The sequence below is a fragment of the Alphaproteobacteria bacterium genome (assembly GCA_040216735.1).
In the GTDB taxonomy this organism is placed as follows: domain Bacteria; phylum Pseudomonadota; class Alphaproteobacteria; order SHVP01; family SHVP01; genus CALJDF01.
On the sequence record JAVJOO010000001.1, the window covers coordinates 40,804 to 66,830 of the forward strand.

Consider the following 26,027-nt stretch of genomic DNA (forward strand, 5'->3'; position numbering starts at 1 on the left):
TCAATACCGCTCCGTCACGAACGGGCTCACGCGCACGTCGTCGGCGAAATCCTCGGCGCCGTCGATCGACCGCGCTTTGCGCATCAATTCGTTGAACACTTGGCGCGAGGTTTCTTCGACCGAGCGCGACGCCGTCAGCGCATAGGCCATTTGCCAGCGCAAATAGGCGGCGAAGGATTGGACGAACCCCGGGTTCCACGTCACCACGTCGCTCACGCGGGCGATGTACAGCAGGTTGGCGCCGCCCACGTCGCTGAGCAATTTGCGCCCTTCGATCTTGAATCGGTCGCCGTCGGCGCGGAACGCATCGGCGGTACCGTTCAGCTTCCACGCGCGCAGGCAATAGGGGTCGGTCGGAAGCGCATAGGCTGCCGAGAACCCGAACGCCGGCGCGGTCGCCTCGCGGTTGAGCGCCGCACGCGCGAGCGCGAAGTTCCACGGATGCGCGCTCATCACCCAGTCGCGTGCGTCTGCGAACAGTTCCTTGCACAACTGCCCCTCGCGCGAGGGATCGTCGAGCGATGAAATCCGCTCCGCCCGCAACTGGCGCAGCGCAATATTGCAAACCTTGGCTTCCGATGTCGCCATGCGAATCTCCGTTGCACATTCGTTGAATTGAAAATTGCGTCATCCCGCATCGCGGGCGTCGCGCCACCGGTGCGAGGGCCGCGCGTGCTGACGCACGCGACCGCGAATTCCCGCCCTAGCCCCGCCATAGAACGACCCGTCGGCATCACCGACCGTTCCGGTTCGAACGCGCCAGCCATCACGTACGCCGCGCAACGCGCGCGCCGACCGCACAACCGAGTCGACCAACACCGGGAACGCCGCACCGCCAACCGCGCCTTCCAGCGCGCCCGCCAGTGAGGAACTCACGCGTCGTCTTTCGCGCGCACGAGGTCGACCAGTTTGACAATTGAGTCTTGAACGAACTGATGAATCGTCCTATGTGCCGAATCCGGTGATTCGACCCCCGAATGGGTGAGATCGAAGCCCTTTGGGCGGTATCCCCATCAAGGGCCAAAACTTTGGTGGGGGACTCGGGTCACCGGGCTTTGTTCCGCAACGGAGAGAAGGGTACACCTTCGGCGGGCTTGCCTCTTACATGTATTGTCACGGCGTGATTTCGCCGGTCACTCAACGAAAACGCCTTCACGACATACAGAACGAACTTTCCGTCGCCACCTTCCTATTCAATCGGTAGCCAACCGGGGCAGGCTGCGAGCTCCCTGCCGACGTTTCCGTCTCCCTTATTAGGCGCTAGGACCGGATGGTTCTCTGGTTCAGTTTCGGGGGTCTGCGCTTCGACCTAGGCAAACGACAAGTCGATGCCATTGTGACCTGAATCTCTGCGCCGTTCTGAACAAGCCTCGGAACAGGGCGCGCTCACTCTGTTGGCTTCCCTTTTTGAGCGCTAGGACCGCAGATAAGATCTGCTCGCTCATCCCGCTGGCGTAGTCAACCTCCTCGGGACCACAGGGAACGTCGCTGCCTTGAAATCGTCGCCGACGCACCCTATTCTATTTCTAATCGAGGCTCCGAGCCTAATTCACCCTTCTCCGGTCTTGTACGAAGGAATGATTAAAAGGAGTCCAAGTCACCGGTTCTTGGGTCGGGGGTGGGCGTCCTGACTTCGATTATTTCCAAAGAATCGAACTCGTCTCGGCGGCGCAGCCCCGACGTAGTGATATCGTAGTACTCTGCGTTGGCAGCTTTTCTCACCTCCACGACAATGATTTTGTCGTCACCATTGCGCTTTGCGAGAAGATAGGTCGCTGCCCCACGCGGGGACTTCGCTCGGTGCGTCCAGTTTTTCGCGACATCTACGGTCAAATGCAAACCATCTCTGTAGTTGGCCGACGCCGCATGCTGGCGATGTGGAGGATCGTCCACGTGCTTCAATGTGGCCCGTCGCAAACGAATTGGCGCCTCCACCCCTGATGAATCCAGCGTCGCTCTTCCGAGGTCCGAAGATCCTTGGAGACGCACAAATCGATAGCCGCCAATTTCGTCAAAGAACTTCGAGGTGCGAAAATCTTCCGACAACAAACCGTCAGTAGTGATCGACGGCGGAGGTTCGGTTAGCCCCTTGCTTCCCGTTCGAACGCGCCAGCCATCACGTACGCCGCGCAACGCGCGCGCCGACCGCACAACCGAGTCGACCAACACCGGGAACGCCGCACCGCCAACCGCGCCTTCCAGCGCGCCCGCCAGTGCGTTCTTCATCCGGTCTTCAACTTCGCTACCGCCTTTAGCGGTCAGATAGTCCGACAACACATTCCGCGGCAGGCCGAGGTCGTGCCACAGGTCGAACAGATTTTCTTCTTGCCCGTCGAATACCGTGAGGTTGGTGACGATGTCCGCCGCCGCGCCCTCGGCGACGAGCCCTGCGCTGCCCAGCTTTGCGCCGCCCGAGACGGCCCGCACCGCCTTCAATGCCGGCAAGAACCCGGCCAGAAATTGCGAGGTCTTGCGAACCGCCGCTTCGCCGGCGTTGCGCGGCTCGCCCGCGAAATCGGGGACGACCAGATCGTCGGCACCGCCGCGCGCGCGTAGTTCCTCGGCGCTCAGAACGCGGACGCCGTTCTCGTCGATAACAATGCCGCCAAGCGGCAACGTCTCTTCCAGGAACGTGGCCAGTTCGTTGATCGGCGTAACGATGCCGTTCTGCACCGCATCGCGCACGCCGCCTGCGATACCACGGACAACCGATGCCCCCGCATCGGCCTGCGCCTCCATACCCTTGGCGTAGCTGTCGAGCGCGCCCTTACCCGCGGCTAACACGTCACCGACGAGTCCGCCGGTCACCGTCGCGTCTTCGTCCCCACCGGCAACCATCCCGCCGTCGCGCAACGCCTCCAGCGCCTCGTCGGCGGCGAGGTTGGCCGCCAGCGTGCGGGCCGCACCGGCATCGCCGGTCATCATGAAGGCGCGCGCGAAGTGCGTTTTGAAGCTGTCCTGCAGCGCCGCGGCCTCCAGCGGTGCCGTCGCGCCGTCGCGCCCCGCGCGCGCGGCATTGCGCCGGGCGATGACACCGTCGCCGGCCCCCTGTTGGGCGAACCAGCGCCGGTTGGCCTTGTCATAGTCGCCCGCGTCCAGCGCCGCCTGCCGGGCCGCCTTGGTCGCGGCATCCGGCGCCAGCGCCTGGGCGGTGTGGGCGACCGCGTCGGCCGAGCTCATCCCGGCCTTGGCCGCGTTCGCCATCACATAGGCCCGCGCTGCATCCGGTGGCGCTAGGCGCGACGTCACACCCTCGCCGACAACCCCCAGCTCGATCATCGCCTTGGCCGCCAGGACCTGAAATTCCGGTTGGCCGCTGGCGAAGGTCTCGACGATCTGGTCGGTAACGAAATCGGGCACGTTCCCGTCGAAGCGCCGCGCGGTATCGGCGATAATCTGCGGCGTCGCGTCCGTCGGCTTCTCAAAGGCCTCCCGGGTATAAAGCGCAAACCATGCCTCCAGCGCCCGCTGACCGTTCTCGCTATCCCGCGCGGGGCCCTTGCCGTCGCGCATCAAGTCCATGTCGGCCAACAGTTCCTGCTGGCGCCGCGCCTCGGCGTCCTTCTCCTCGATCCGTTTGGTCAGCCAGTCGATGTCGCTCTTGCGCAGCCAGTCCATTTCCTCGAGCCCTGCAAGCGACAGCGCCCCGCTGTCGACTTGCGCGCGCACCTGCCCATAGTCCGCGGCGTAGCCGCTCAGGTCTTCGAGCTTGGCCGCACTTTCCTGGCGGTCGAGGACGCGCGCGCCCTCGTCGCGCCAGCGCGCCCGCGCACCTTCTTCCTTCCCCAGCAGCGCATCGAAGCGGCCCTCGTCGAGGCCCGCCAGGAAGGCTTGCGGATCGCGCGCCATCGCCGCGCGGCCGAACTGGTTGGCGTAGGTCGTGCGCGCGGCGGCCTGGCGCCGTCCCGCCTCGGGCGCGCCGAACACGCCGGCGCGCCGCCCGTCGTCGATCAACCCGTAGATTTCCTGAATGTTGTTGAAGTGTTCCGAAACCTCGCCCGGCGCGCTCGCCTTCGCGCCGAGCGCATTGATGGCTTTGTCGATGACGGCGCCTGTATCGCGCATCGTGCGCTGGTGCGAGACCTTCGTCGCCTCGCCCACCGCCGCCGCCAGCTTGCGGTCGAGCCGCGGCGCCAACTGCGCGCGGTCGTCCTCGTCGCGGATCCGGCCCAACGCGTGGTCTCGGGCTTGGCGCAGCGCGGTTACCTGCGCGTTTTCACCGCTGACGCCGGTTGCGGCCATCAACCCAGGAATGTCGCGGACGTTGGCGTCGAAACCGGTTTCCGCCTCGACTAAATCGATCTTGCGGCGCGCCGACGCCTCGTTCTCGCGCAAGGCGCGCGTCACCTCCCGGCCCGCCTCGATGAACTTCGTCCCGACGCCGATCACCCCGAGGATCGACTGATCGAAAGCGCTATCCGCTACGGCCGCCCGCGACCGTGCGTCCGCGACCATGTCCTCGCCCGCCGCCATCGCGCGAAACCGCGCATCGCCCTTTTGCCGCAAACGCCGCGCCATTTCCGGCAATCCCGTCGCCGAGGAATGGGTGTCGTAGACCCCAGGCCCCGTCCCACCCAACGATGTCGAAGAAAACATCCGGTCGACGCGCATGGCGGCCCCTCCGTCCTAAGCAAGCGGTTAGTGATTGATCGAAGTGAAAGCGGAAGCAAAAAGTTCCCCACGCCCGCGATACCCAACGGACGCCGGAGAAGGGGGGAAGAGAGAGAGAGAGAGAGAGAGAGAGAGGGAGCAGTGTATGTGTGTGCGAGTGTAGGTCTGCACGCGTGTGTGTGAGGCCGGGAAAACCCAAGACAAAACCAGCTCATCCTGAGGAGGGCCGCGCAAAGCGCGGCCCGTCCCGAAGGACGCGCCCGAGAGCCATCGCCCTTTAAGAAGACCCCGCCCGGCAAGACCGCGAGGCAGACCTCACACCCGCGAACGGGCGAGGCTCACCCGCGCCGCGTTACTGCCCCAACAGCCGCGGCCGCTGCACCAAGGGCCGGGTCAACAACCCACGCGGCCCGGTCGGATTCTGCCGGTCGCGAATGACCGCCGCCCGCCGCCGCCGGTCATTCGCCGCATCGCCCTCGGCCTGCGCATCCTGCGCCGCACGGTCGGCGACCGCTGTGTCGACAACCGGCGCCGGCATCCGCTCCTCGGGTGGCAACGGCACCACCGGCAGGGGCGCTAAGACCGGCTGATTCACCCGCGGCGGCCGCTCCTCCGGCGGCAACGGCACCACCCGAAGCGGCGGCGGGGTTTCGCCGATCTCGTTGAAACCTGGGTCGGGCGAGGCATCAATATCAGTATTTGAGAATTGTGCCCCCGGGGATGCCGATGAATCTAGCCCAAAATCCGCAGCACCCCCATGGTACCCAAGACTAGCGAGTGACGGTTGGCCGAAACCAAAATCCACTCCGAAGTCCGTAGCGCTATCGCTGAAACCAAAACCTTCAAAGCTCGGCAATGCCATGTCGAATCCTTTCTAATCGTTGCTTGAGTCAGCTAAGTTGGCGTGATGAGGCGTCGGTTCATCTTTGTCTTGGTCGCACTTCTTTGGCCAACCGTCGGCCATACCGCCTCGTACGACGAAATTGTTCGTCAGTTCGATGCAATTGCGTTTTCCGACGAAGGCGGCAACTACGCCGACAGTTTCAGACGGTGGCCCAGCGGGCGACACATCCGAATCCGGATTGACGGGGGCGGGGAACCCTCAGCGTTGTTACTAGGGGTGCTCGATGAACTCACCGCGCTCTCGGGCATCAGAATGACCGTTGCCGAACCTGCGAATGTTGTCGTCTCATACGTACCGCGCGGATGTTCGGGTCAAACCAACAACTTCAGGGGCACCGTACGCATCAGCACAAATAGCCTGCGGGCCACCCGCCGTTGCACCCACGAGGAACTCGCCCAACTGATCGGCCCCGCCAACGACGCGTGCCACTACCGCCCGTCGATTTATTGCGGTCGCGACGTCATCGAAAGATTCACGGACGCCGACAAGATCATCCTCCGCACGACATTCGACCCGCGCCTACGGAGCGGCATGACCCGCGCGGAAGGCATGCCCATCGCCCGGCAACTCATCCGCGAACTCTATGAAGAGGCCTACGGTCCGATCGACAAAACCCGACGACCGGACGACGAAGCCCAAGAGCCCCTGTCGCTGCCTTGAACCTCAGGGCAGCGCCCCGGCGCACCCCAGAAACGACAACGCCGCCCGGTAGGGGGCGGCGGCAAGCACTTCAATCGCGATGTTACCGGGAGTCTAACCCGGCGTGTCCCCGATGGCCAATCACGATCCCTGTCCCGGCCATCACGATTGCCGTCCCCACCGTCGGGGCGGCAACGGCTAGCCGGCCGTCTATCGCGAATAGTTGAAAGACAGGCACCGTGAGGAACGCCAGGGCGAATGGCGCAAGGGCCCAATCGCTCAAGTATCGAAGAATGCAACGCTCGCCCCTCCCCAGGCGAACGCGAGTAGAGTGGATCGCGCTTTTAGAGCCGGGCTCACCGGCGCATCTCGGTCGGCTGCCGTCAAGCACTACGGGGCAGGCGGCATCCAGACAAACGGTATCAAACGCGCCGGGTCGACGTCGAGCGTCACGGTACGCTGCGCGCCGTTCCCTTCGGCTTTCCCACGTAAGCCCCACCACAAGACGCCCTGTTCGTCGTGCCACCGCCACGACGCACACAAGCCGTAATCCGGCGGGAGATGCTGGCAAGCGATGTCGTCCGCCGACGCCCCAGCATGGAGCCAACCGCCGACCGTCGGCCGCAAAATCATGTAGTCCGGCGAAAAGTCGGGATTACTCGTGCAGCGCCACCGCGCGCGCGCCGTTTCGCAGAACGCAGCAACGTAGGACACAAACACCCAACCGGGCTGGGCCTGCGGCGGCCCGGCAAGGCGGGCGGCGTCCGTGGCTTCGATCGCAACCAGGGACTCCAGAACATAGGCCACCGGCCGCTGGCCCGGGGTAAGGTCGCCGTGGCCCGGCAAGGCAGGATACCGGCGCAACCCGGTAGCCGCGCACACGTCCCGCCGCTCGAGATAGAGACACGCCAACACGGTTTGCGCCGCACAGAGCGGGGAATCGCGCAGGCCGATGCAGTGGCCCGCGTTCACCCGGTCGCCCTCCGCTACAAGCAACGGTTGCCCCGCCATCCCAGGTACCGCCGGCAATGCAAGGGAAATGGATTGTGGCGCGATATCCAGAATAACCAGATCGTCGCGTGTTAGGTGCACCGCCTCCGCGGGCACCGGGGGCCGATCCCGCGTCAACGCGGCAAATGCCGGCCCGAATACGTCGTGTTCGCGGTTCGACGGGCAGTCGCCGCTCCACAACCGCAGAAAACAGATGTCGTCGAAACCGTCGCGCCAGCCGGCGAATCGCCATCCCGCCGCCGTCGGTCGCAGCACGAAATAGACGCTACCCGTGCCGAGCGCCGGATCGCATTGCCAAGTGCCGCGTGTCGTCAAACACGTCACGTAGACATATTCGACATAGCGCCATCCGGGTTCAGCCGGCGGCGGCCCGACAAACGCTGCAGCGGTTTCCGTATCCAGCGTCGCGGTGACGCGCAACCGAAACAGCCGCGCGGCCCCGGCCTCGGCCTCATCTTGACCCGAGTCCATGACTTTTCCAGCAGCCGGTAACTCGTCATAGAAACCAACCCGGTCGCAAGCCCCTCTCATGCGCAACGTGAGGCAGGCTAGAATTGTTTGGCCTGCGCATTCGGGTGTGTCGATCCGCCCGGCGCAGTGTTCGCGGTTCGCCCAACTGGCGCCAGCCACATTTGGACCGGCCAAAAAGACGTCGCCGCGCGTCGGCACCGGCTCGGCGTCCATTGGCACGTTGGCGAAACACAGCGCCATAAACAGGCCCGCCAAGGCCGCGGTCCGCTTCGTCACTGTCGTACCCGGATGGTCACACCCAACGCCTCGAACACGGGCGTGGGGTTCTGCACACTGCATCCTTGCCACGGTAGCGGCAGGCCAGGCGAGGGCGTGCCCGCGCACAACCACAGTTCGAGGTGAACGTGATTTTCGATATCGACATAGCGCCGACCCAATTCTTGAACCCGCCCAATTGCCATTCCAGCATCGACGCGGGCGCCGATCCTTAGACTCGGGTGCGGCTGGAGGTAACGCCAGCGAAAGACGTATGGCGCGCCGTCCACGGCGATTTCAACGTCGCGAAACCCATATTCCAGCGCGGCCGCGCGGTCGAATCCGATGCCGAGATTGGTCACCGTCCCCGAGATGGGGGAGCGGACAACCCTTCCTGGCGCGGACAGGTCGTCGACGCCCTCGTGACGTACCTCGTGGGCCAGGGCCGGCGTCGTGAGCAGCAACAACGCGCCAAACGCCATGGAGCGACGCACGGGAGACGTCACTTCTGACCGCGCCTGAGCCATGGTTCCGGATCGACGGCCACACAACCCCGATTGGGCGGCGTTCGCCCTTCGTCAAAGGGTATGCCCTTGCAATCCCAAAGCTCGATATGAAGGTGGTCCTTCATCTTCGGTCCATGTTTCCGGGACGGTCCAAGAAGCCGCCCCACAACCTGCCCCGCTTCAACGCGTGCGCCGGCGCGTAAATCCGGCGTCGCGTCGACATAGTGTAGCCGCACGGTATAGCGCCCGTCTTCGCTTTCTATGTCGACGATGCGATGCGGCGGGCCTGTGTAGGCGTCATCGGGATTATAAGCCAACCGCTCGGTCCCTCGCACAACGCCAGTGAACGGCGTGCGTATTTCCTCTCCGTCCGAAGCAAGAATATCGAAACCCTTGTGCGGCCCGTGGGTCCGTTTTGCACCAAAGTGCCCCAACCCTTCTTCGTCATCTCGTTTGATGATTTTCGGAACCGGCGCGGCGGGTGCCACGAGATCGGACGACCCTGTTGCCAAATGCTCGATAGTCGGTGTTGTCAGCTGACCACTCCGCTGTTCAATTGTATTCAATGGGGAGATCGATTGATCGGCGTGGCGCACTTGCGTGGCGCTCTTTCGATCAGGATTTATTCCGCCTTCGATCTGATTTGGCGCAATGGGTTCATCTCTGCCATGGTGCTGTAGTCGATTTTCTTCGCTGGCAAATGGGATTTGGCGGGCAGGTTCGGCAAACCCCAACGCCGCATCAAAATCGGATCGTTGAACCGCCGAACCTTGGGCTTTAAGCCCTCGGCCTAGGGTAAGGTTCCCCAATTTCGACGGCGGCGTACTTTCCGCCTTACGAAACAGCTCGCGTCCGAAGCGCCAGGCAAGATCGGGCACGGTGCCCGTTTGATACGGACTCTCGCGACCGTCGCGCCAATCGCGCCGCCAATCTTCCGGCGTATCCGGATTTCGAAATCCAGCCATCGTTACTCTCCCTTCCGACTCCTATGCACCGGCCAAATCGGTTTTCTAGCAATGGTCGAATCGCCGCCGAGGCGCCCTCCCCGCCAACGCGGGGAGGGCATTCCCCTTACGAATGCGCGATCACCACATACCCATCGAGGGTCGCGGCGTCGGGGATCGTGCCGTCGTTGACCTGGGCGGTCAGCGTCACCCCGGCTTGGCTTTCGAAGGTGTAGGTCTCGGCGCCGCCCACGGTGCCGCCCGGGACCACGGCGCCGGCGGCCGAGACATCGACCCCGTCGTCGAGCCCATTCGGATCGGCCGCCACCGCCGTACCGTCGGGCGCGGTGTAGGCGAGCCAGCCCAAGTCCATCGTGCGCGCCGCACCCAACGCCGAAAAGGCGATACGCGACAGCGGCAGGACCACCGTGACTTTGCCCGCGGGCAGCGCCACGAGAGACGCAAGCGAGCCCGCATCGCCCGCCCCGCTTTGCGCAAAGTCGAACTCGAGCTTGCGCAAGCTCGCACCGTACTTATTGAGGTCGAGCGCGCCCGAACCGGCATCGATCGCCGTCACCTGCGCGCTCTTCTGAGTCGTTACAGCCATGGAAAAAATCTCCTTAGGTTTGAATTGATTGAAGGGCCCTCATCCTGAGCCTGCTGTCCTGCGCCGACGGCGCAGGACAGCAGAGCCGAAGGGCTATTCGGCGCAGGCGATTTCCACCACGCGGGCTTCCTCCATGCGCACGGCGCCCAGCGTCATGCACAGATAGACCTGCATGGCGTAGGACTTGTCCGACCGCTCGGTGATCTTGGTCACCACGTCTTCGCCGAACGCGAGTTTCATCCCGCGTTTTTGCCAGGCAAAGCACAGCCGGTCGCCGTTGCCGTCCACCGGGAGGCGTTCCGAATGGAGGAAGCGGAAGCCGAGGAACGAATCGATCTCGCCGTGCTTCAACGCCTTGACGGTGTTGTAGTCCGACGAGGTCACCTGGGTGTCGCCCAGCAGATCGTCGATCTGCTCGGCCGAGGTGACGATAAAACGATCCTCCTTCTCGACCTCGCCCTGATCCAACAGCTTGGCCGCGGCCCGCAGTTTGGTCAGGGTCAGGCCCGCCGCGCCCACACCGACCTGTTGGCCGGCGGGAAACGCTTGGGACCCGGTACCGTCCTTGCCGGTGATCGCGGTCGCGTTGAACGCGGCGATGATCACGTCGTCGATCGCCCGGCCCATCGCCATACCGCCGGCCTGGACATATTCGGACTGCATCGAGGACAGCATCCGCACCTGGTCCTGCCGGTCGATCAAGTCGGCCCACTCATAGTCGGTGAGCACGGCCTTGCGCCGGGTGTGCGGGGTTTCCACCAGCGGCGTGTCGCCGTGGCGGGTGGTACGTTTTTGCGCGGCCGAAGCGCCGATCAAATCGAAGTAGGCGGCCTCGCCCGTCACTTTCTCTTCCGAAACAGCGGCGCGCAGCCGTGACGTTTTTTGCTGCGCAAGCTGGATGACGTTCTCGCGGTAGTGCTGCACGAACGCCTGGGTAATTTGCGTCGACATCGGTTTCCTTTCCGTCTTGCAAGGGTTGAGACGCCGTTGAAAACGGCGCCAAGCGCGACCCAAAGGGGTGCCCGCACGGGGTGCGGACCCTGACCGGATCGCCATGTTCAAAAAGACCGGGCCGGCGGCGTCGCGCAGCGGCGACGACCGCCGGGTCCCCGGCAGAAGGGTTCCCGCAAAGCGCACCTTGCGGGGAAAATGTGGGCAACGCCGCCCGCCTCGGATCGGGCGTCGGATTTCCCGCCACTTCCGTGCATACTTGAGGCGAACAACGTTGAAGGAGGCTAAACGTGAGCCGTGCCGTCCTTATCGGCCTTGCCGTTCTTGCCGGAACGTTTGCCATCGCGGCCGTCCTCGCCCGGCCCAACTTGCCGACCGAACCGGCCCCCGAAACGGCGGCGCCGCCGACGGTGGACGCGATGGTCGCCCACTTCGATCAGCTCGCCTTCCGCGGCCATGGGCGCAACCGACTCTCGCGGTGGTTTGGCCCGATCTATCTCGTCCTGGACACATCGAGCGACCGCGAGCGCATTCCGGAGTTCAAAATCGACGTGCTGGCCATGGAGTTGCGCCGGTCGACCGGCTATTTCGCAGTCCCGGTCCTGAATCGGGATACCCAGTCGGCCGAAAATGCCATTCGCTTGTATGTTGGCGGCCCCAACGCCGCACCGCTGATCGAGCGGCGTTTTGACGCGGAAGGCTCAGACAATTGCGCCATGGTGCGGGTGCGCAGGCCGGAGGACGGGCGGCCCCATAGCGGAACGGTGGCGTTGACCGGAGAGTTCGCGGAAGAACTCCTGTCGCCCTGCCTCCTCTGGGGTGTTGCGAGCATTCTCGGACTCCAAGCGCCCGCGTGCGTGGTTCGCCCCTCGCTTTTTTGCGACGCGGACCCGAAGGATCAGGTCTACCCCCTCGATCTCCTCATGCTAGAGGCGCTCTTCCATCCGAAGGTCGAACAAGGGATGACCCGCGCCGACGCACTCCCCATTGTTCGGCGCTTCTTTATGGAAAAGATTCAGGCGCTCCAGACCGCGCCCAACCGGCCCGAAGACAGCGACCCGCACGATCGCCCAAGCCCCGCCTAGCGGGGTTCCCAGTTGCGATAGCCACCGACCTTTTCTTGGACCGCCCGGCGTTGCCGATCGTTCTCGGCAGCGTCCTCGCGTGCCTTTTGGGCCAACTTCCCCTCCAGCCACTCTTTAGGCCCAAGTCGTTTCGGTGCCACATCGACAATCATGCCCGCCTGTTCGGTTATGAAGTCCGATCTCTTACGGGGGAACAAATCCAAAGCGGCCGTCGGCCCGGTCGCGAGGTTCATAATACTCTTCGCGACATCGCCGCCCATGCCCAGGCGGGCACCCCACTTCTCCGAACTATCGACCTTGATGCCGGCCTGCTCGGCACGCTCAAACGCGGCGTCCCAATTGGAGAGCTGGATGTGAGCAAGGAAAGGCGGAAACAGGCCCCAGAGAAATTTTTCTGTTGGGCTCAGAGATTTGGGATCGCGAGGGTTCCTACGGGAGAGAACTTCGTGCTTGTAGGCGTTATTGTACAAGCTATTCGGCCTACCGGCAGTGTTCTGCTGCGCGCCCGTCAACGCACCGCTAAGGGCCGGGCCGTACTCTTCGGGAATGGCCTGCTCTTCGGGAATTACCTGCTCTTCAGGATAGGCACGCGCGTATAGATCCTCCATGTCGCGGGTGGCGGTGGGATCTCCCGCATGGAAAGGGTGCGCCCCATTGGCGCGGATTTCGGCGATCCAACGTTTGGCGACATCCGGTGTCATCATGGTTCTCTCTCCTTGGAATAATGTTTTGAAAAGTTTTGGACCGGCATGGACGCCCCCACACGCGGCAAGCCTTGAGCCTCCCGGCCGGGCCCCCTAGAGTCGGCGCTATGCGCTGGACCCCTGTCGTCATCCTGTTGATCGCCCTGGCGGTCGCCGTCGTCGTCGCCCGGGGTTTGCCCGAGGACACCGCGAACGTGCGCGACCCAAACGCCAAGCCGACGCCGGTCGACGCCGCCGCCGAAGCCGCCGCGCCGCCCGCCCGGACCGACTAACCCGCGCCCGCCCCGCCGCCGGCGCGGGGCCACACCGGCGACACCGGCCCCATCGGCAATCCCGCCGACAACGCCGACCCAGGCGACCCAGGCGACTCCGCCGACAATGTCGATATCGGCGGCCCCGCCGACCACGCCGCTACCCCGGATAGGCGATCCGGTACAGCCCTTCCATGTCCGCCACCGCCAACCTGTGCGCCGGGTGCGCCCCGTCGTGGTAGGGATGCGCGGCATCGCTCCGGATCGCCCGGATCGCCGCCAACGCTTCGTGCTGCACCGCCGCGTCGGGCGCGACGGCCGCCTCGTCCTTGCCGGCGAGCCGGCTCGCGATCAAATGAAACGAATACAACAACCGCGGATCGCCGATCAGCCGCGGCCCAAACCCCAGCTCCGCCATCAACCCCGCCGCCGTCGCCACATTGGCATCGAAACAGTCGCCCCACTCGGCCACCAGTTGCTCCATGCCGAGGGCATGTTCGTAGGTGGCGCGCGCATCGACCTCCTGGCGTTCATGCAACATGTCGCTGACGAACCCGGCGAACGCACGCGGCGCAATCTCGCGCCGCTTCGCATGCCGCGCCGCGCGCGCCACGGCCACCTCGTCGACCCCAACTCCCTCGGGCGGCGCATAGATGAAATAGTCGGTCGTTCCGTCGCCATCGACGTCCACCGGTTGCAAAGTTCCTGCTGCGTTCATCGCCAACTCCTATTTGCGATCAAGTTGAAAAGACCGGACGCACCCGCGTCCGCAACACCCAACCCATGGGTGAAGAGAAAAAGTGAGAAGTGAGAAGTGAGAAGTGAGAAGACGGCACCGAACGGGCAAACCCCTGACAAGACCACGTCATCCTGAGGAGGGCCGCGCAAAGCGCGGCCCGTCCCGAAGGACCCGCCCTAGGCCACCGCCGTCCAAGAAGGACTAGCCCAGCAAAACCGTCTGACGGATATCAGGGCCACAAAGCGGTGCAATGCGCGCCCGCGCCGCGTTACTGCCCCAGCAGCCGCGGCCGCTGCACCAGGGGCCGGGTCAACAACCCGCGCGGTCCTGTCGGGTTCTGCCGGTCGCGAATGACCGCCGCCCGCCGCCGCCGCTCATTCGCCGCATCGCCCTCAACCTGCGCATCCTGCGCCGCGCGGTCGGCGACCGCCGTATCGACAACCGGTGCCGGCATCCGCTCCTCGGCCGGCAACGGCACCACCGGCAACGGCGCCAAGGCCGGCTGGTTCACCCGCGGCGGCGACCGCTCCTCCGGCGGCAACGGCACCACCCGAAGCGGCGAGGGTGGCGTTTCGCCAACCTCGTTGAAACCTGGGTCGGGAGCACCAACCGCTTCCGAACTACCGCTGTCTCGGCCGAAATTCGGCGAGTCCAGGCCGAAGTCCATGCCGCTGCCACTTAATCCCAGTCCATCGAATGTGGGCTGGCTAAACCCAAAATCTAGCCCAAAATCATCTGCGACGCCGTCGAAGCCAAGACCGCTAAAACTTGGAATAGACATGTCAGTTCCTTTCCTGTGATTGCCTGTGATCGGTTAGGATGCCCATATGCGATGGGTTGCCTTGATCGCCCTCATCACGATGGTTTCCGCGGCAAGCGAAGCTGCGTCATACCGTCAGATTATGCGCCAGTTCGAAGCGATTGCTTTCTCCGACGAGGGCGAAACATATTCGGATCGCTTCGAACGCTGGGAAGGGCCACCGGTGAAAATTCGGGTGCGCGGCCAGGCACCCTCGGATCTTCTTCTCGCGGTGATCTCGCAGCTATCGACCCTTTCGGGGATCAGCATTGAGGTCCGTGAACCAGCGAACGTCATCATTGAATACGTCCCTCAGGGTTGCAGCATCCATGCCTCAGGATACCGAGGCAGAATTCGTATCAGCACGAGGAACCCTCTATCCACTGTCCACTGTACCTACGAAGAACTCGCCCAACTGATCGGCCCGGCCAACGACGCTTGCCACTACCGCCCGTCGATCTTCTGCGATTCCGACTTCCCGGAAGCTTACACCGACGCTGACAAGATCATCCTCCGAACGACTTTCGATCCGCGCCTACGCAAAGGCATGACACGCGAAGAAGGCATGCCCATCGCCCGCCAAATCATCCGCGAGCTTTACGAAGAACAGTACGGCCCGATCCGCGACGAAGACGGTGAACGCAACTCCCAGACCGACTCCGAGAGTACCGATGCCCTTTCGCTGCCTTAGACGCAGCGCCGTTTCTCCGGGACTCATCTTTGTCCTAGCCGCACTTCTTTGGCCAACCGTCGGCCATCCCGCCTCGTACGACGAGATCGTTCGGCAATTCGCCGCGATCGCGTTTTCCAGCGAAGACGCAATGCCAGGTACGATCCGCCGCACGAATGCGTTCGAACGTTGGTCGGGACCACCCGTTCTAGTGCGTAGGTTCGGTCGCATCGATCCGGTCATTCACGACGTTCTCGCACAGCTTCGTGTGCTGTCCGGACTGGACATCAGAATTGCCGAACCGGCCAACGTTTTTGTTCATTTTGGGCGTTCGCAATGCCGAGGACTAGGGTACACAGACCGTGTTGACGTGACGATCGGAACGATTTCGACCGTCCACTGCGTCTATGAAGAACTCGCGCAAACCATCGGCCCTACCGACGACGCCTGCGAGTATCGCCCCTCAATCTTTTGCGACCTCGACTTCCCCGTGACCTACAACGAAGCCGACAAAATCATCCTCCGCACGACATTCGACCCGCGCCTGCGCAACGGCATGACGCGCGAAGAAGGGATGCCCATCGCCCGGCAAATCATCCGCGAACTCTACGAAGAACAATACGGCCCGATCCGCGAGGACGACGGCGAACGCGATGCCAAGACCGACGCCGAGAGTACCGACACCCTCTCGCTGCCTTAGCCGCCGCCCTTCCCCCCCAGCCCCTACCCCGCGCCGCCCGGTGCGTCGGCCCGTGTCGCGGCGGCGGTCATCTGCCGGATCCGCAACACCACACCGCGTTGGGCCGAGCGGGCATGGCTCTCGGTCGGGTCGCCCACCACGTAGGTCGCGCCGCCGAACAGTCGATCGAGGTCGGCCAGCACGCGCTCGCCGGCGGGGCCGCTGAACACCGCGCGGTAGTCACGCAGCAAGCGGGCGAATGCAGCCTCGCCCATGTCGCCGCGCGCGCCCTGCGCATCGATCGCGGCGTGGGCCGCAGCCCAGGGATCGCCGCTCATGCGCCCACCCCTTGGCGCAGCGCGGCCAACCCATCGTCCGCGCCGGCCCCCGCCGCCACGGGTACGCCCTCGCCGCCGCCACCATCGGCCCCCGCGCCTTGGACTTGCGCCACCGCCGCCTGCTGTTGCTGGCGCGCTTGCGCTTGCGCCGCGCGGCGTTGCGCCACCGCTTGGGGCGAGCGCACGTAGGCCGGTGGCAAGCCCAAAATCTCCGCCGCGTCGCGCGCCGCGGCCTCGGCATCGATGATGTCGAGAATCTGCGGGTTGGTCTGGATCGCCGCTTGGTTCGACGCATACCAATCCTGCAACGCCCGCAAGCGGTGCATCTTGGAGGCCTGCGCCAGCGGCGAGGCATACTCGATGTCCATCCGTTTGGCGGCCCGGAACGCCTGCGGCACCTCGCCCAGCGCGCCGGCCCGCAGCATCAGCATGAAACACCGTTCGACCAACGGATTGAGCAATTCCGATTCGAGCCGCGCCACCGTCGGACCGACGATGCGCAGCATTTCCTCGCGCCGCTCCAGCACTTCGGTCGCGGTCATTTGCGGCGAGTCCTTCATCCGCAATTTGTCGGCATGCATCCCGCGCATGATGCGCGCGCGGTAGTCGGCCTCCTTGGTTTGCTCGATCGCGACGTTGCCGCGCCAGTCGATTTGCGTCGGTTTGTCGTCGAGCTGCCCGTCCCAGTGGTTCTGCGCGCCGGGCGTGAGCTGCAACTGCCCCGACGCCAACGTTCCCTCCTTGATCAAGAACGGCGGGTACAACGCCAGCGGCAACGCCTCCAACCCATAGCGCACGATCAAGTTCAGCGTCTTGATATCGGGCAACGCCAGCATCGCCGGCGAACGCCCGTAAATTTCGCGTGCGGCCTTGGACCAGCGCGGCACATGGAACGGCATTTCCTCATAGCGGCCGGCCCGGACGACATGCCGTCCCTCGACCGCGATATAGGCGCTAGCCCACTCAAGGTCCTTGCCCAGCCGGCTGCGCTCCCGCCGCACCGTGCGGGGAAAAACCCCGTGCACAAAGTCGAACGAGCGCTCGCCTTTGAGGGTTTCCCGCGCCGCCGCGCGGATCGGGTCGGGCAGGTCGGCCAAGCCGAAATGCTGCGCGGCCTGGCGTGCGGTCAACGCGAACCGGCGAAACACGGTATCGACCGCGCCCTGCGCGTCCTCGTCGATCACGTATTCGGCGATCGGGATCGTCTGAAACGCAAACCCGTTGAACCCGACCTGACGCACCGGTTTTTCCTCGGTCAGCAGATTGGCGGTCCCCACCGTCACCAAGTCGAGCAACGTTTCGTGGATGACCGAATAGAAATTGCTGGCGCCCAGCTCCTCCAACAATTCCTCGCGCGCGCCATAGAGCCAGTCGCGCACGACCGCATCCTGCTCCAACCCGCGGGCGCGAAACGCGAACCACGGCCGGTCGCGCGGCGTCAGCGCGCTTTGCAACGACGACGCAAGGTCGCCCGCCGCCTGGGCCGCGGTGGAGTCGAACATCTTTTCGCTCCGCTTGGCGCCGGGGCTGCGCGCCACCGTCACGTCGGCCTTGCGCGGCAGCGTGACGTCGAGCACGTCCTGCCAATGCGCCTCCCACGTCCCGCGCCGCGACTTAAGGTCCTCGTAGCGCTGAATAATATCGTCGCCCGAGGGCGCGGTCGTCGGTTCGCTCATGAAATGCCTCCTGGGCTGGGCATAGGGATGGGTCGGAATGGATTGGAACAGCGAGTGATTGAGTGGAAACTGGGCGGCACGAACCGGACTACCGAAAACAAGCGAGGACGAAACGCTCAAACGGTGGACCGGATGGTGGTTGTCCTGGCCCTGGTGGGCATTCGGCATCTATTCGTTGATAGACTTCGTCTCCGGGGCAATAAGGAATTTCTAACGGCCGGGTTTCGACCGGTCTGCATCACCCCGGTGCGGTGCGTCTCGCCCGACGCAGGCCGATCGGAAACTGCCGACCCGTCCTATGGACGCTTCTTGTGGTAAGCGTCGCCTTCGGCTTGCCGGTGTTCGCGATGGGCGTCGGCAATATCGTCACGGTCCTTTATTTCGTGATGTCAACACCGTCGCCGTGATGTTAGCCCCATGACCGATCCCAACGCCGATCCCGCGGCCCCGCGCTACTGGACCAACAAACGCCTGGGGGCGTGGATCCGGTGGTGGCTGTTCTGGCCGATTTGGTTCTACGCCCTCGCAAGTCTCGCGGCGGCTGAAATATCTTTACGGCACATCGCGGGTTGGTAGCCCGAAGTGGGGTCGAAAACTGTCCATAAATGTCGTCAGTCAACTAGAATGACCGCGCACGTTATGACGAATACAAATCCAGATGCGGGCGCCGCGACACCTCTAAACAGCGCGAAAGGCCGCAGGTTCGTTCTTTGGACCGTCCTCGTCGCCGCTGTTGCGTTCGGCACATTGCTATTTGTGCTCAGCGCTGCAGCGTTGGGCGGTGTCTTTCTCATCATGATGCAGCTCTAGCCATGACCGAACCCAACGCCCTGCCAACGAGAACGCGCTATTGGACCGAGAGGCGACTTTGGGCGTGGATCAGGTGGTGGCTGTTTTGGCCGATTTGGTTGTACGGGCTGGCAAGTTTCGCAACGCTGAAGCTCACCCTCCACTTATAGGAGGTGGAATGACACACCCAGAACACGAAAGACTCGGCTTCGTATCCTGGAACCTTCACTGGCTCGCCTTATTGGCCAGCATCGCGTTCGGCATCTACATCCTTTGGATACCTCTCAAGATCGTGTTCTTGATCCTCAAGTTCGTCCTGAGTGGAGGTCTGTCGCAGTGACCAATCATCCCCGGTCGGTCTATTGGACCCGTCGCCGCCTGCGACGTTGGATTCGGTGGTGGTTGATGTGGCCCGCATGGATTCTCGGCGTGATGTTCTTACTGCGAGGGTGCCTCGTCCCGTTCTAACAATGCGCCCGGTGCATCACCTGAATACGGGCGCCCCAGTTGCTCGTTGTAGCTCTTGAACCTATGCCACGCCGTTTTCCTTCGGAAAGGGAATTGAACGGGCGTACTTTCGGGAACCGAACCCTTCAGCCCCATCGCTGACCGATAGCATCGCGAGGGCCAGATCTTCCGGCAACCATTCGACGATCGAACGCCACTCTGGCGATGCATGCTTTAGGTACATTTGAATCCTGGCTTGCCGGTGCCCAATATCTTGGAACCGAGTTGGATCGGTCGCCTTCATCCTGGCAACAGCGATCGCTGCCCGAAATGAACGAACGCCGGACCTCAAACCACCCGCCGCATAGCGCCCGCTCTTTAGGCTTAAGCGGACTTGCCGAATTTTCGCTCGCGTTTTCTGGTTGACCCGCGAATCTGTCTCAAACCGCTCAAACATGTCCTCAAGCTGCCTCACGGACTGCTCGGCTTTATCGACTGAATCGGCAAACCAGTCTGGAGTTACATCTGGAGAAACCTCTGCATTCGCATACACAAACTTGCGCCACTCTTCCTCCCTGGCTTGTTTTTCTTCTTGCTCAAGCGCCGTCCTTTCTAACTCTGCCATCTCGCCTATAGCCCTTGCTGAATCAACCGCTGCATTACTGCTGATAGGAGTCTCCTCGGGCAACCGCCGATCAGGGGTCTTGGGCATCGGCAGATTCCCCTGCTCATAGCCAATAGTACCGTCTCGGTCGATTTTCACGCCCGCGCTTTTCAGGCCGAGAGCATCATTGCGGCGGGAGAACGGAATTCGCGCGTCCTCGGGCACCGGCATACCTTCGGCTCTAAGCAGATCTCCGGCGTCGCCGCTATACTCAGGTGCCGGCTCCGGTTTCAAAGTCCGGAAATACCCAGAAACTTCATCGGTCGCCCCAGGATCGCCCTGCCAATAGGGGTGGGTTTGATCGGCATAGATTGCGTCGATGCGACGACGCGCCTCCATTTGCATCGGTGTCATATCCGACCCCCTTTCGTGGATGCGCTGCGTTCGCCGTCGGCCCCCGCCAAAAGACCGCGCCGCCTTACCTTGGGCCGCGCGGCGTCACGTGTGGGCGCACGCGGCGGGTCGATCAGTTCCGTGAGGGCCCGTTTGGCCTCGGCCTCGCTCATCGCCTCCACGGCGCGGCCGCGGAACGTCGGTGCTTTGGACATGGGGTCTCCCTTCGTTGAAAAACAATCCCCGCCCCACGGGCGGCACGGCGGCAGTGCGGGTTAACCCCGGCAGGCGGCCCGCGCTATTGGTTGTAGATCTCAAAGCGCGTCTGCGCCTGCCCGAGAACCGGCGCGCGCGCAGGCATTCCGGCGTGGCGGCGCATCATCGCGGCATAGCGGGTCGCGTCCAAAAGGTCGTCGCGTTCCTTTACCAGGCGCCCTTCCTTGCGGTGATAAAGACGGAACTCCTCGAACCAATCGCCCAGGTGATCGAACACCTTGAACCGCTCGGTTTCCATGAACCCGATCAGTTCGGTCAGCCCCGCCTCTACGCTGTCGCCGCCGCCGCTGGCTTCGTCGAACTGGGCGTGCACCTTCAACATCCGCAAGCCCTGGGTGCGATAGGCCTCGGCCAAGGTTTGGCCGGTCCCCTTCTCGTGCTGATAGCCATCCTTGGGCCACGCCCACGGCAGCCATTGCTTGCCCGCGCGATCGGCACCCCACGGCTTGATCGCCGCGGCATGAATCACCGGGGTCGCCGCGCGCAACCGATGCGCATGGGTGACGTAGAGCGCGTCGCCGTCGCGGTCCCACGCCACCTTGACCGCGGCAGTGGGATGATCCCATCCGAAATCGAGCCCGCCGATCTGCGGCCAATGCGCCGGTATCGCAAAGGCCGCCACCCGCAGCGCATCCTCGGCGATCGGAAACACGCGCCCCGACCCCAACTGCGGCACGCCCTTGGCGCGGGCATCGCGCTCGTGCGGCAAATATCCGGCCAGCACCGCCTCGCGTTCTTCGGGCGTGTAGTGCCCCGCATCGAAGATCGTCATCTGCGTCACATGCCGTGTCATTGCCTCTCCCCTGAACGTTCGCCCAGCGTCCCGCCAAGGGCGTCATCCTGAGCCGCGATCCAACGGATCGCGTGACGAAGCGTCATCCTGAGCCGCGATCCAAAGGATCGCGTGACGAAGGGCGTCATCCTGAGCCGCGATCCGAAGGAGCGCGTGACGAAGGGTGTCATCCTGAGCCGCGATCCAACGGATCGCGTGACGAAGGGGCCGCCAGGAACAACCGCACCACCTCGCTCATGCCGAGCAGCGGTGTAAACGTAATCAACGTGATACCGCCCGTCGCCTGGGTGCGCGTGCGCCCTTCACTATAGATGTCGAGCGGCGGTTCTTCGTCGAACCACACGCCGTCGAGCGACTCGCCCTGCCACTTGCTGCGCCCTTGGTCGTAGGACTTGAACGCCACCACCGATTCGGCGCCCGAGGCATGCCGCACTACAATGGCGCTCAGCGCACCGGGCGCATTACGCCCCTTCACCGTGCGCACGAGCGCCGTCTTCGGGATCGCGCCAGTACCCCACGCCGCCTCGTGGTGCGCCGGCCCCAGCAAGTGACGCTGGACGTTGTCGCGAGTCGTTTCGGCGGTATCGCTCGCGCTCCAAAATTTCACGGCATGGCCGAAACGCCGCCCGGTCCACCACGGCGGGTAATGCCCGGTCAGGTGAAACGACACCTCCATCGCCCCCGCCAAGCTCTTGCCAAGCTGATTGCCGGCCATGAAGAGGCGCTCGCGGTGCGCCGCCCCCGCCGCATGGAAAGCGACCTGGCGCGGATAGGGCCTATAGTGCTGGTTCCGGGTCGTCCGCGCCGTCGCCACCGCTTGCGCGGCTTGGGAAAAGATCCACGCCGGTAATCTGTCGGTATTCATCGAGGAGCGGGCCGATCCGACGCTGGAATTCGGCATGGTCCATTCCCTCGCTGTCGTTCGGCGTCTCGGTGCTGTTGGTCGGCGTTTCTTTGCTTGGCTTGGTGCCTATACCGTTTAGGGCGGCGCGCACCTCAAAGGCGTGCATCGCCACGCCCATCGCGCCCTTCTCCATCGACGCGAGCCGGATATCCTCCGCCATTGCATCCGCCGTCGCCCGGTCGAGCGGTCCCGCATACCGCCGGATCAATGACTCCGCGACGGCGTCGGGTATCGCGGCTGCAGCCTCCGCGGCCGCCTTGGCGGCGAGACGCGCCGCCTTCTTCTCCTCGCGCCGCGCCACGTTCGCCAACTCGCCGGGGTGCCCCCGTTCGGCGAGATACGCAGCGATCCGTTGCCGCACCGGCGCGATTTTTCGGCTGGTCGCCGCGTCGAGCCGCCCCATCGGCAGTCCATGGGCGGCAAGGTAAGCCGCTTTCGCTTCCATGCCCTGCTCCAGCATGAAGTCGGCCATCCGCCGTTCGACATCGTTCAGTGGTTGCTTTTGTTTGCTCACGATTCCTCTCCTTTGGATGACGCGGGCCGCGCCCTCGCCTAAGCTTGTCGCGCTCATGGGGTTGTTGCTCGGTTTGTTGACGCTCACCGCCGTCGTGTTCGGCGCCGCGCTGGTGTTTTGGGGCCTGTCCTTCTCCGCCCTCTACGGCGTGTGGATTTTTGCGATCCTCATCGTCCCGCCGCTGCTCGTCGCCCAGGGCCTCGGCGCGTTGACGATCCTCACCGGCAAACGCCTGCCGCGGTTCGGCCCGGCGTTGCAAAGCTATGTGGCGGGCCAAACCACGCCGTTCGGCGCACCGGCCCTCGCGACCGCGCTCGCAGGCCGGCTCCTCGGTCCGCCTGGACGGATTCTGCCGCCTTGGCCCACGACCTTCGCCCTCTACGCCGTCACCACGATCGCCCTAACCGTGGTCTGGGCGCTCGTGCAACCGGGCGAGGCCGCCCGTTTCTATTTCGGTTTGGACGGGACCGTCGCCTTTCCCCGCGCGCCCGAGCCCGCGGTGGCGCTCGCGATCAGATTGTGGTTGCTGACCGCCGCCGCGTTCTTCCCCGCGTTTGTCGCGGCACTGTCCTTGACCAAACACCTGCTGCCCAGCCTCGCATCGGGACCGGGGCGCGACCAGATATTGGCCGCCGTCGAACTCGCCACCGGCATCGCCGTCGCCGTTGTCGCCAGCGAAGCGCTCTACGTTGCCGCCGAGAACTGGGCCACCGGCCGCGAGGCATACGAACTCGGGAGCGTCGAGGCGTTGGCCGAATTCTGGCGGACAGGTTTCTTCCTGCGCGCCTATGTCGGCTACCCCTCTTCGGGCATCTTCTTCTACGCGGCCTTGGCCGTCCCGCTGTGGGTCGCCCTCATCGCCGCGGCCTCCAGCTTGCTGCGCGGCCTGACCCAACGCGGCATCGCCGTGCGCGGGATGGCGCGCTTCCACGACAGGCCGATCGAGGCCGTTGCCGCCATGGCCTTCCGCCTCGTCCTGCTCGTCAATATCGGGTTGGTCTTCCTGCGCGGCTACGGCACCGACCTTCGCGACCCCACGACCTACGACGCGGCGGCGGCGGGCGCCCGCCCGAGCATTGCCGCGTTGACCGCGCAATTCGACCGCCTCGCCTTCGGCGAAGACGACCGCGCCGTCATCGACAAGCGCACGACCTCCGTCGGCGTATCGGTGGTCGGCGACATCCCGTTGACGCCCCGCCACAGCGCCACGCTCGACACAACGCTCGCCGACCTTACCAGTCTCACGGGCCTAACGTTCGAGCGTACTGCGCGCGATGGCGCGCTGCGCATCGCGTATATGCCGCTCCAGGACATGAACCCGGTCCACTTCAATTTCGAACGCGGCCTCGCCGCCGGACCGCTCCTCACCGCCGTCTGCAGCGCCAGTCCAGACGGCGAAATTCTCCTCGGCCTCGAAAACGACGCCGACCTCAACGATAACTGCCTGCCCCACGAATTGATGCATGCCATCGGCTTCCCCGGCCACGCCTGCGCGGTCCGTCCCTCGGCCCTGTGCAACCGCGACCTCATCGCCCGCTTCAGCGACGCCGACCGCATCCTGATCCAAACCCTCTACGACCCCCGGCTCGTCAACGGCATGACCCGGCGCCAAGCACTGCCGCTCGTGCAGGAAGCGATCCAGGAACGCCTGTCGCCAGAGCCAGCGCCCTAGTCCGGCGCGGGAGGCACCCCAATCGGTACGAGTCGGCTCTAATCTCGGGCCTGACCAAGCGGCGGCGCTTCGCGGCCACCGCCCGATTCCCGCCCTCTCCCCTCCATAACCCCCACCGAACCCGATGGTTGGGAGGGGAATATCATGGTCGATCTCACGCTTTCGCAGGCGAAGCGCACGGCACGCCGGGGCCATCTGTGGCAAATGCCCGTGGCGGTCGTGGCCGTCTTCGCGGCCCTGGCGGTCTGGTACTTCTGGACTTGGTCGCTCAGCGCCGGCGAGGCGGGATGGATCGCGGCTTTGTTTGTCGTACCGCCCCTGCTGGTCGGCGGTCTCTTTGCCGGTCTCATCCGCCTCGCCGTTGCCGGCCTCGGTCACGACGAATTGCGCGACCTGCGCACCGTTCTCTATGGCGTGCGGCGGGCGCGCTGGCCTGCCTTCGCCCGGTTGTTCAACGCGATGCTCGATGTCCTTTTCGGCCCGAGGTTGATTTCCATCCGCGGCACCGTGGCCGGCGTGGCAATAGCCGCGCTCGCGTTCGTCGTCGGCGTGACGATCTGGGTATTGGTCGTACCGGGCGAGGCGTTGGCGCTGCTCGTCGAACACGGTCCGGCCAGCCGAACCGGCACTGATATCCGCGCCCGAACCGCCTGGTGGATCGCGACGCTCTTTCTCGCCGCCGTCCCGGCGATGCTTGCCGCCATTGTGGGCGTCCGCGTCGCGGCGCGGTTGCTCGGCGGGTGGATCGGCTTGCCCCTCGTCCCGGCGCTCGGCGTGGCGCTCCCGCTCGCCCTCTTGGTGTTGCTCCTCGGCGCCGCCGCCGCTCTTTGGGACGGCGAGATAGCCCCGCCTAGCTGGATCCTCGGCGTGGGGCTTCTCGAATTTCTGCATCCCCACTCCTGGACCCTGCGTAGTCCTGTTGCGGCCGCGCTTTACTCGGTGTTCCTACCCGGCGCGCTCCTACTCGCCTTGGCCTTTGGGATCGGCACCGTACGCGTCCTTGCACAAGGGGCTGGACCGGTGACATTTGCCACGCGCCGCCACCCCCTGCGCGCCGCCCTGCTGGTCGTTTTAGGCATCTGCTTCCTCGCCAATGCCGCTATTGTCTTCGCCCGGGCCGAGGCCGCGCGCGAACACCGCCACGACGACCGCCGCCTCTCACCGGCCGCCTTGGCCGAACCGAGTTCGCTCCTCGCCCAGGCCGCCCAACTGATCTTCGTCGGTGGGGCGCCCACCTTTCACAGACTGCCACCTGGCCCGGTCCAGGTGAAAATCGTGGGCGACGACTGGGTCCACCGCCGCTACCGCGAGTCTCTCGCCGCGAACCTTGCCGACTTCAGCCGCTTGACCGGGCGTCGATTCACGTTGGAACCCGACGCGCGTACCGCCCAAACGCTGACCATCGCCTTCGCGCCGCTGCGCCAGATCAATTCCTGGGGTTGGCGTCGCGGCCCAGGCCTCGCGGCCGGCCTCAGGCGCCCCGGTACCGTGCGCTGCGCCGCGCTCCCAAGATTAGGGCGCATCGTCATCGGCAGCGACCTGCCGCCGGCAATCATCCGTCGCTGCATTGCCCACGAGCTCGCCCACTATGTCGGCCTCTTGGGGCACGGGTGTTTCGCTCGCCCATCGGTTCTTTGCTGGCTCGACGATGTCGAAACCCTCACCGAGTCCGATTCGCGGATCATCGCCGCCCTCTACAGCCCGACGCTCGAAGCAGGCATGACGCGCGACCGAACGATGTGGATCCTGCACCGGATGCCAGACATGACTGCCGAACCAGGCGTCCGTTAACGCC

28 protein-coding genes and 1 pseudogene are annotated in these 26,027 nt (G+C 64.5%); 10 read left to right on the plus strand and 19 right to left on the minus strand.

Annotated elements, in window-relative coordinates; translation table 11 throughout:
• The 4 genes from RID42_00205 to RID42_00220 all read right to left on the minus strand — a co-directional run bounded on the left by RID42_00205 (window position 1) and on the right by RID42_00220 (window position 5,473).
• Window positions 1-588 (minus strand): hypothetical protein, encoded by a 588-nt coding sequence (locus RID42_00205; protein MEQ8246078.1) that lies wholly within the window; start codon window positions 586-588, stop codon window positions 1-3.
• Between the two features lie 39 nt (window positions 589-627).
• The gene (locus RID42_00210) at window positions 628-876 is read right to left on the minus strand and encodes a hypothetical protein (GenBank protein MEQ8246079.1); all 249 of its coding nucleotides are present in this window, start codon (window positions 874-876) and stop codon (window positions 628-630) included.
• 705 nt (window positions 877-1,581) lie between these two features.
• Complete coding sequence (locus RID42_00215) at window positions 1,582-4,611, minus strand: hypothetical protein (GenBank protein MEQ8246080.1); 3,030 nt, start codon at window positions 4,609-4,611, stop codon at window positions 1,582-1,584.
• Between the two features lie 352 nt (window positions 4,612-4,963).
• Window positions 4,964-5,473: a hypothetical protein gene (locus RID42_00220; protein MEQ8246081.1), complete on the minus strand. Its 510-nt coding sequence runs from the start codon at window positions 5,471-5,473 to the stop codon at window positions 4,964-4,966.
• A gap of 45 nt (window positions 5,474-5,518) precedes the next feature.
• On the opposite strand from RID42_00220, the gene RID42_00225 reads away from it, so the two are divergent.
• A complete protein-coding gene (locus RID42_00225; protein MEQ8246082.1) occupies window positions 5,519-6,175 on the plus strand; it encodes a DUF2927 domain-containing protein in 657 nt (218 codons plus the stop codon).
• Between the two features lie 369 nt (window positions 6,176-6,544).
• Here RID42_00225 and RID42_00230 read toward each other — a convergent pair whose 3' ends face one another.
• The 5 genes from RID42_00230 to RID42_00250 all read right to left on the minus strand — a co-directional run bounded on the left by RID42_00230 (window position 6,545) and on the right by RID42_00250 (window position 10,899).
• On the minus strand, window positions 6,545-7,912 hold the full coding sequence (locus RID42_00230; GenBank protein MEQ8246083.1) for a hypothetical protein: 1,368 nt from the start codon (window positions 7,910-7,912) through the stop codon (window positions 6,545-6,547).
• Window positions 7,909-8,397 carry a hypothetical protein gene (locus RID42_00235; GenBank protein ID MEQ8246084.1) on the minus strand — a complete coding sequence of 163 codons (489 nt, stop codon included), beginning with the start codon at window positions 8,395-8,397 and terminating at the stop codon, window positions 7,909-7,911. The genes RID42_00230 and RID42_00235 overlap by 4 nt, the downstream gene beginning before the upstream one ends.
• Window positions 8,394-9,275 carry a M23 family metallopeptidase gene (locus RID42_00240; protein MEQ8246085.1) on the minus strand — a complete coding sequence of 294 codons (882 nt, stop codon included), beginning with the start codon at window positions 9,273-9,275 and terminating at the stop codon, window positions 8,394-8,396. The genes RID42_00235 and RID42_00240 overlap by 4 nt, the downstream gene beginning before the upstream one ends.
• 193 nt (window positions 9,276-9,468) lie before the next feature.
• The gene (locus RID42_00245; GenBank protein ID MEQ8246086.1) at window positions 9,469-9,948 is read right to left on the minus strand and encodes a hypothetical protein; all 480 of its coding nucleotides are present in this window, start codon (window positions 9,946-9,948) and stop codon (window positions 9,469-9,471) included.
• A gap of 93 nt (window positions 9,949-10,041) precedes the next feature.
• Window positions 10,042-10,899, minus strand: coding sequence for a phage capsid protein (locus tag RID42_00250; protein ID MEQ8246087.1), 858 nt, complete (start codon window positions 10,897-10,899; stop codon window positions 10,042-10,044).
• A 290-nt stretch (window positions 10,900-11,189) separates the two neighbouring features.
• Between RID42_00250 and RID42_00255 the strand changes: the two genes are divergently transcribed.
• A complete protein-coding gene (locus tag RID42_00255; protein ID MEQ8246088.1) occupies window positions 11,190-11,984 on the plus strand; it encodes a DUF2927 domain-containing protein in 795 nt (264 codons plus the stop codon).
• On the opposite strand, the gene RID42_00260 is transcribed toward RID42_00255, so the two are convergent.
• Entirely contained in the window at window positions 11,981-12,688 is a 708-nt protein-coding gene (locus RID42_00260) for a hypothetical protein (protein ID MEQ8246089.1), read from the minus strand. The genes RID42_00255 and RID42_00260 overlap by 4 nt on opposite strands.
• A 107-nt stretch (window positions 12,689-12,795) precedes the next feature.
• Between RID42_00260 and RID42_00265 the strand changes: the two genes are divergently transcribed.
• A complete protein-coding gene (locus RID42_00265) occupies window positions 12,796-12,960 on the plus strand; it encodes a hypothetical protein (GenBank protein MEQ8246090.1) in 165 nt (54 codons plus the stop codon).
• A 139-nt stretch (window positions 12,961-13,099) separates the two neighbouring features.
• Here the strand turns inward: RID42_00265 and RID42_00270 are convergent, their stop codons facing one another.
• Both RID42_00270 and RID42_00275 read right to left on the minus strand, forming a co-directional pair.
• Window positions 13,100-13,657 carry a hypothetical protein gene (locus RID42_00270; protein MEQ8246091.1) on the minus strand — a complete coding sequence of 186 codons (558 nt, stop codon included), beginning with the start codon at window positions 13,655-13,657 and terminating at the stop codon, window positions 13,100-13,102.
• Window positions 13,658-13,946: 289 nt separating this feature from the next.
• The gene (locus tag RID42_00275) at window positions 13,947-14,459 is read right to left on the minus strand and encodes a hypothetical protein (GenBank protein MEQ8246092.1); all 513 of its coding nucleotides are present in this window, start codon (window positions 14,457-14,459) and stop codon (window positions 13,947-13,949) included.
• 46 nt (window positions 14,460-14,505) lie between these two features.
• Here RID42_00275 and RID42_00280 point away from each other — a divergent pair, with 46 nt between their 5' ends.
• Window positions 14,506-15,168, plus strand: coding sequence for a DUF2927 domain-containing protein (locus RID42_00280; GenBank protein MEQ8246093.1), 663 nt, complete (start codon window positions 14,506-14,508; stop codon window positions 15,166-15,168).
• Window positions 15,149-15,847 carry a DUF2927 domain-containing protein gene (locus tag RID42_00285; protein MEQ8246094.1) on the plus strand — a complete coding sequence of 233 codons (699 nt, stop codon included), beginning with the start codon at window positions 15,149-15,151 and terminating at the stop codon, window positions 15,845-15,847. The genes RID42_00280 and RID42_00285 overlap by 20 nt, the downstream gene beginning before the upstream one ends.
• A 23-nt stretch (window positions 15,848-15,870) precedes the next feature.
• On the opposite strand, the gene RID42_00290 is transcribed toward RID42_00285, so the two are convergent.
• On the minus strand, window positions 15,871-16,164 hold the full coding sequence (locus tag RID42_00290) for a hypothetical protein (protein MEQ8246095.1): 294 nt from the start codon (window positions 16,162-16,164) through the stop codon (window positions 15,871-15,873).
• Window positions 16,161-17,840 (minus strand): portal protein, encoded by a 1,680-nt coding sequence (locus RID42_00295; GenBank protein ID MEQ8246096.1) that lies wholly within the window; start codon window positions 17,838-17,840, stop codon window positions 16,161-16,163. Before RID42_00295 ends, RID42_00290 begins: the two co-directional genes overlap by 4 nt.
• A 417-nt stretch (window positions 17,841-18,257) precedes the next feature.
• On the opposite strand from RID42_00295, the gene RID42_00300 reads away from it, so the two are divergent.
• The 3 genes from RID42_00300 to RID42_00310 all read left to right on the plus strand — a co-directional run bounded on the left by RID42_00300 (window position 18,258) and on the right by RID42_00310 (window position 18,969).
• The gene (locus RID42_00300; GenBank protein ID MEQ8246097.1) at window positions 18,258-18,416 is read left to right on the plus strand and encodes a hypothetical protein; all 159 of its coding nucleotides are present in this window, start codon (window positions 18,258-18,260) and stop codon (window positions 18,414-18,416) included.
• Window positions 18,417-18,479: 63 nt separating this feature from the next.
• The gene (locus tag RID42_00305; GenBank protein ID MEQ8246098.1) at window positions 18,480-18,650 is read left to right on the plus strand and encodes a hypothetical protein; all 171 of its coding nucleotides are present in this window, start codon (window positions 18,480-18,482) and stop codon (window positions 18,648-18,650) included.
• Between the two features lie 157 nt (window positions 18,651-18,807).
• Window positions 18,808-18,969 carry a hypothetical protein gene (locus tag RID42_00310; GenBank protein MEQ8246099.1) on the plus strand — a complete coding sequence of 54 codons (162 nt, stop codon included), beginning with the start codon at window positions 18,808-18,810 and terminating at the stop codon, window positions 18,967-18,969.
• A 189-nt stretch (window positions 18,970-19,158) separates the two neighbouring features.
• Here the strand turns inward: RID42_00310 and RID42_00315 are convergent, their stop codons facing one another.
• The 5 genes and pseudogenes from RID42_00315 to RID42_00335 all read right to left on the minus strand — a co-directional run bounded on the left by RID42_00315 (window position 19,159) and on the right by RID42_00335 (window position 22,560).
• A complete protein-coding gene (locus RID42_00315; protein ID MEQ8246100.1) occupies window positions 19,159-20,094 on the minus strand; it encodes a hypothetical protein in 936 nt (311 codons plus the stop codon).
• A complete protein-coding gene (locus tag RID42_00320; GenBank protein MEQ8246101.1) occupies window positions 20,091-20,288 on the minus strand; it encodes a hypothetical protein in 198 nt (65 codons plus the stop codon). Before RID42_00320 ends, RID42_00315 begins: the two co-directional genes overlap by 4 nt.
• A gap of 83 nt (window positions 20,289-20,371) precedes the next feature.
• Window positions 20,372-21,136: pseudogene (locus RID42_00325) on the minus strand (terminase family protein).
• Window positions 21,137-21,308: 172 nt separating this feature from the next.
• Complete coding sequence (locus RID42_00330) at window positions 21,309-22,007, minus strand: terminase family protein (GenBank protein ID MEQ8246102.1); 699 nt, start codon at window positions 22,005-22,007, stop codon at window positions 21,309-21,311.
• Window positions 21,919-22,560 carry a hypothetical protein gene (locus RID42_00335; protein ID MEQ8246103.1) on the minus strand — a complete coding sequence of 214 codons (642 nt, stop codon included), beginning with the start codon at window positions 22,558-22,560 and terminating at the stop codon, window positions 21,919-21,921. Before RID42_00335 ends, RID42_00330 begins: the two co-directional genes overlap by 89 nt.
• Before the next feature lie 16 nt (window positions 22,561-22,576).
• Between RID42_00335 and RID42_00340 the strand changes: the two genes are divergently transcribed.
• A complete protein-coding gene (locus RID42_00340; protein ID MEQ8246104.1) occupies window positions 22,577-24,232 on the plus strand; it encodes a DUF2927 domain-containing protein in 1,656 nt (551 codons plus the stop codon).
• A 144-nt stretch (window positions 24,233-24,376) separates the two neighbouring features.
• The gene (locus RID42_00345; protein MEQ8246105.1) at window positions 24,377-26,023 is read left to right on the plus strand and encodes a DUF2927 domain-containing protein; all 1,647 of its coding nucleotides are present in this window, start codon (window positions 24,377-24,379) and stop codon (window positions 26,021-26,023) included.
• Window positions 26,024-26,027 lie beyond the last annotated feature (4 nt).

Excerpts from the sequence above, each read along its gene's own strand:
- RID42_00205 (MEQ8246078.1), bottom strand. The coding sequence starts at position 588 with ATGGCGACATCGGAAGCCAAGGTTTGCAATATTGCGCTGCGCCAGTTG.
- RID42_00215 (MEQ8246080.1), bottom strand. The coding sequence starts at position 4,611 with ATGCGCGTCGACCGGATGTTTTCTTCGACATCGTTGGGTGGGACGGGG.
- RID42_00220 (MEQ8246081.1), bottom strand. The coding sequence starts at position 5,473 with ATGGCATTGCCGAGCTTTGAAGGTTTTGGTTTCAGCGATAGCGCTACG.
- RID42_00225 (MEQ8246082.1), top strand. The coding sequence starts at position 5,519 with ATGAGGCGTCGGTTCATCTTTGTCTTGGTCGCACTTCTTTGGCCAACC.
- RID42_00245 (MEQ8246086.1), bottom strand. The coding sequence starts at position 9,948 with ATGGCTGTAACGACTCAGAAGAGCGCGCAGGTGACGGCGATCGATGCC.
- RID42_00250 (MEQ8246087.1), bottom strand. The coding sequence starts at position 10,899 with ATGTCGACGCAAATTACCCAGGCGTTCGTGCAGCACTACCGCGAGAAC.
- RID42_00260 (MEQ8246089.1), bottom strand. The coding sequence starts at position 12,688 with ATGATGACACCGGATGTCGCCAAACGTTGGATCGCCGAAATCCGCGCC.
- RID42_00265 (MEQ8246090.1), top strand. The coding sequence starts at position 12,796 with ATGCGCTGGACCCCTGTCGTCATCCTGTTGATCGCCCTGGCGGTCGCC.
- RID42_00270 (MEQ8246091.1), bottom strand. The coding sequence starts at position 13,657 with ATGAACGCAGCAGGAACTTTGCAACCGGTGGACGTCGATGGCGACGGA.
- RID42_00275 (MEQ8246092.1), bottom strand. The coding sequence starts at position 14,459 with ATGTCTATTCCAAGTTTTAGCGGTCTTGGCTTCGACGGCGTCGCAGAT.
- RID42_00280 (MEQ8246093.1), top strand. The coding sequence starts at position 14,506 with ATGCGATGGGTTGCCTTGATCGCCCTCATCACGATGGTTTCCGCGGCA.
- RID42_00285 (MEQ8246094.1), top strand. The coding sequence starts at position 15,149 with ATGCCCTTTCGCTGCCTTAGACGCAGCGCCGTTTCTCCGGGACTCATC.
- RID42_00290 (MEQ8246095.1), bottom strand. The coding sequence starts at position 16,164 with ATGAGCGGCGATCCCTGGGCTGCGGCCCACGCCGCGATCGATGCGCAG.
- RID42_00295 (MEQ8246096.1), bottom strand. The coding sequence starts at position 17,840 with ATGAGCGAACCGACGACCGCGCCCTCGGGCGACGATATTATTCAGCGC.
- RID42_00300 (MEQ8246097.1), top strand. The coding sequence starts at position 18,258 with ATGACCGATCCCAACGCCGATCCCGCGGCCCCGCGCTACTGGACCAAC.
- RID42_00305 (MEQ8246098.1), top strand. The coding sequence starts at position 18,480 with ATGACGAATACAAATCCAGATGCGGGCGCCGCGACACCTCTAAACAGC.
- RID42_00310 (MEQ8246099.1), top strand. The coding sequence starts at position 18,808 with ATGACACACCCAGAACACGAAAGACTCGGCTTCGTATCCTGGAACCTT.
- RID42_00315 (MEQ8246100.1), bottom strand. The coding sequence starts at position 20,094 with ATGACACCGATGCAAATGGAGGCGCGTCGTCGCATCGACGCAATCTAT.
- RID42_00320 (MEQ8246101.1), bottom strand. The coding sequence starts at position 20,288 with ATGTCCAAAGCACCGACGTTCCGCGGCCGCGCCGTGGAGGCGATGAGC.
- RID42_00330 (MEQ8246102.1), bottom strand. The coding sequence starts at position 22,007 with ATGAATACCGACAGATTACCGGCGTGGATCTTTTCCCAAGCCGCGCAA.
- RID42_00340 (MEQ8246104.1), top strand. The coding sequence starts at position 22,577 with ATGACGCGGGCCGCGCCCTCGCCTAAGCTTGTCGCGCTCATGGGGTTG.
- RID42_00345 (MEQ8246105.1), top strand. The coding sequence starts at position 24,377 with ATGGTCGATCTCACGCTTTCGCAGGCGAAGCGCACGGCACGCCGGGGC.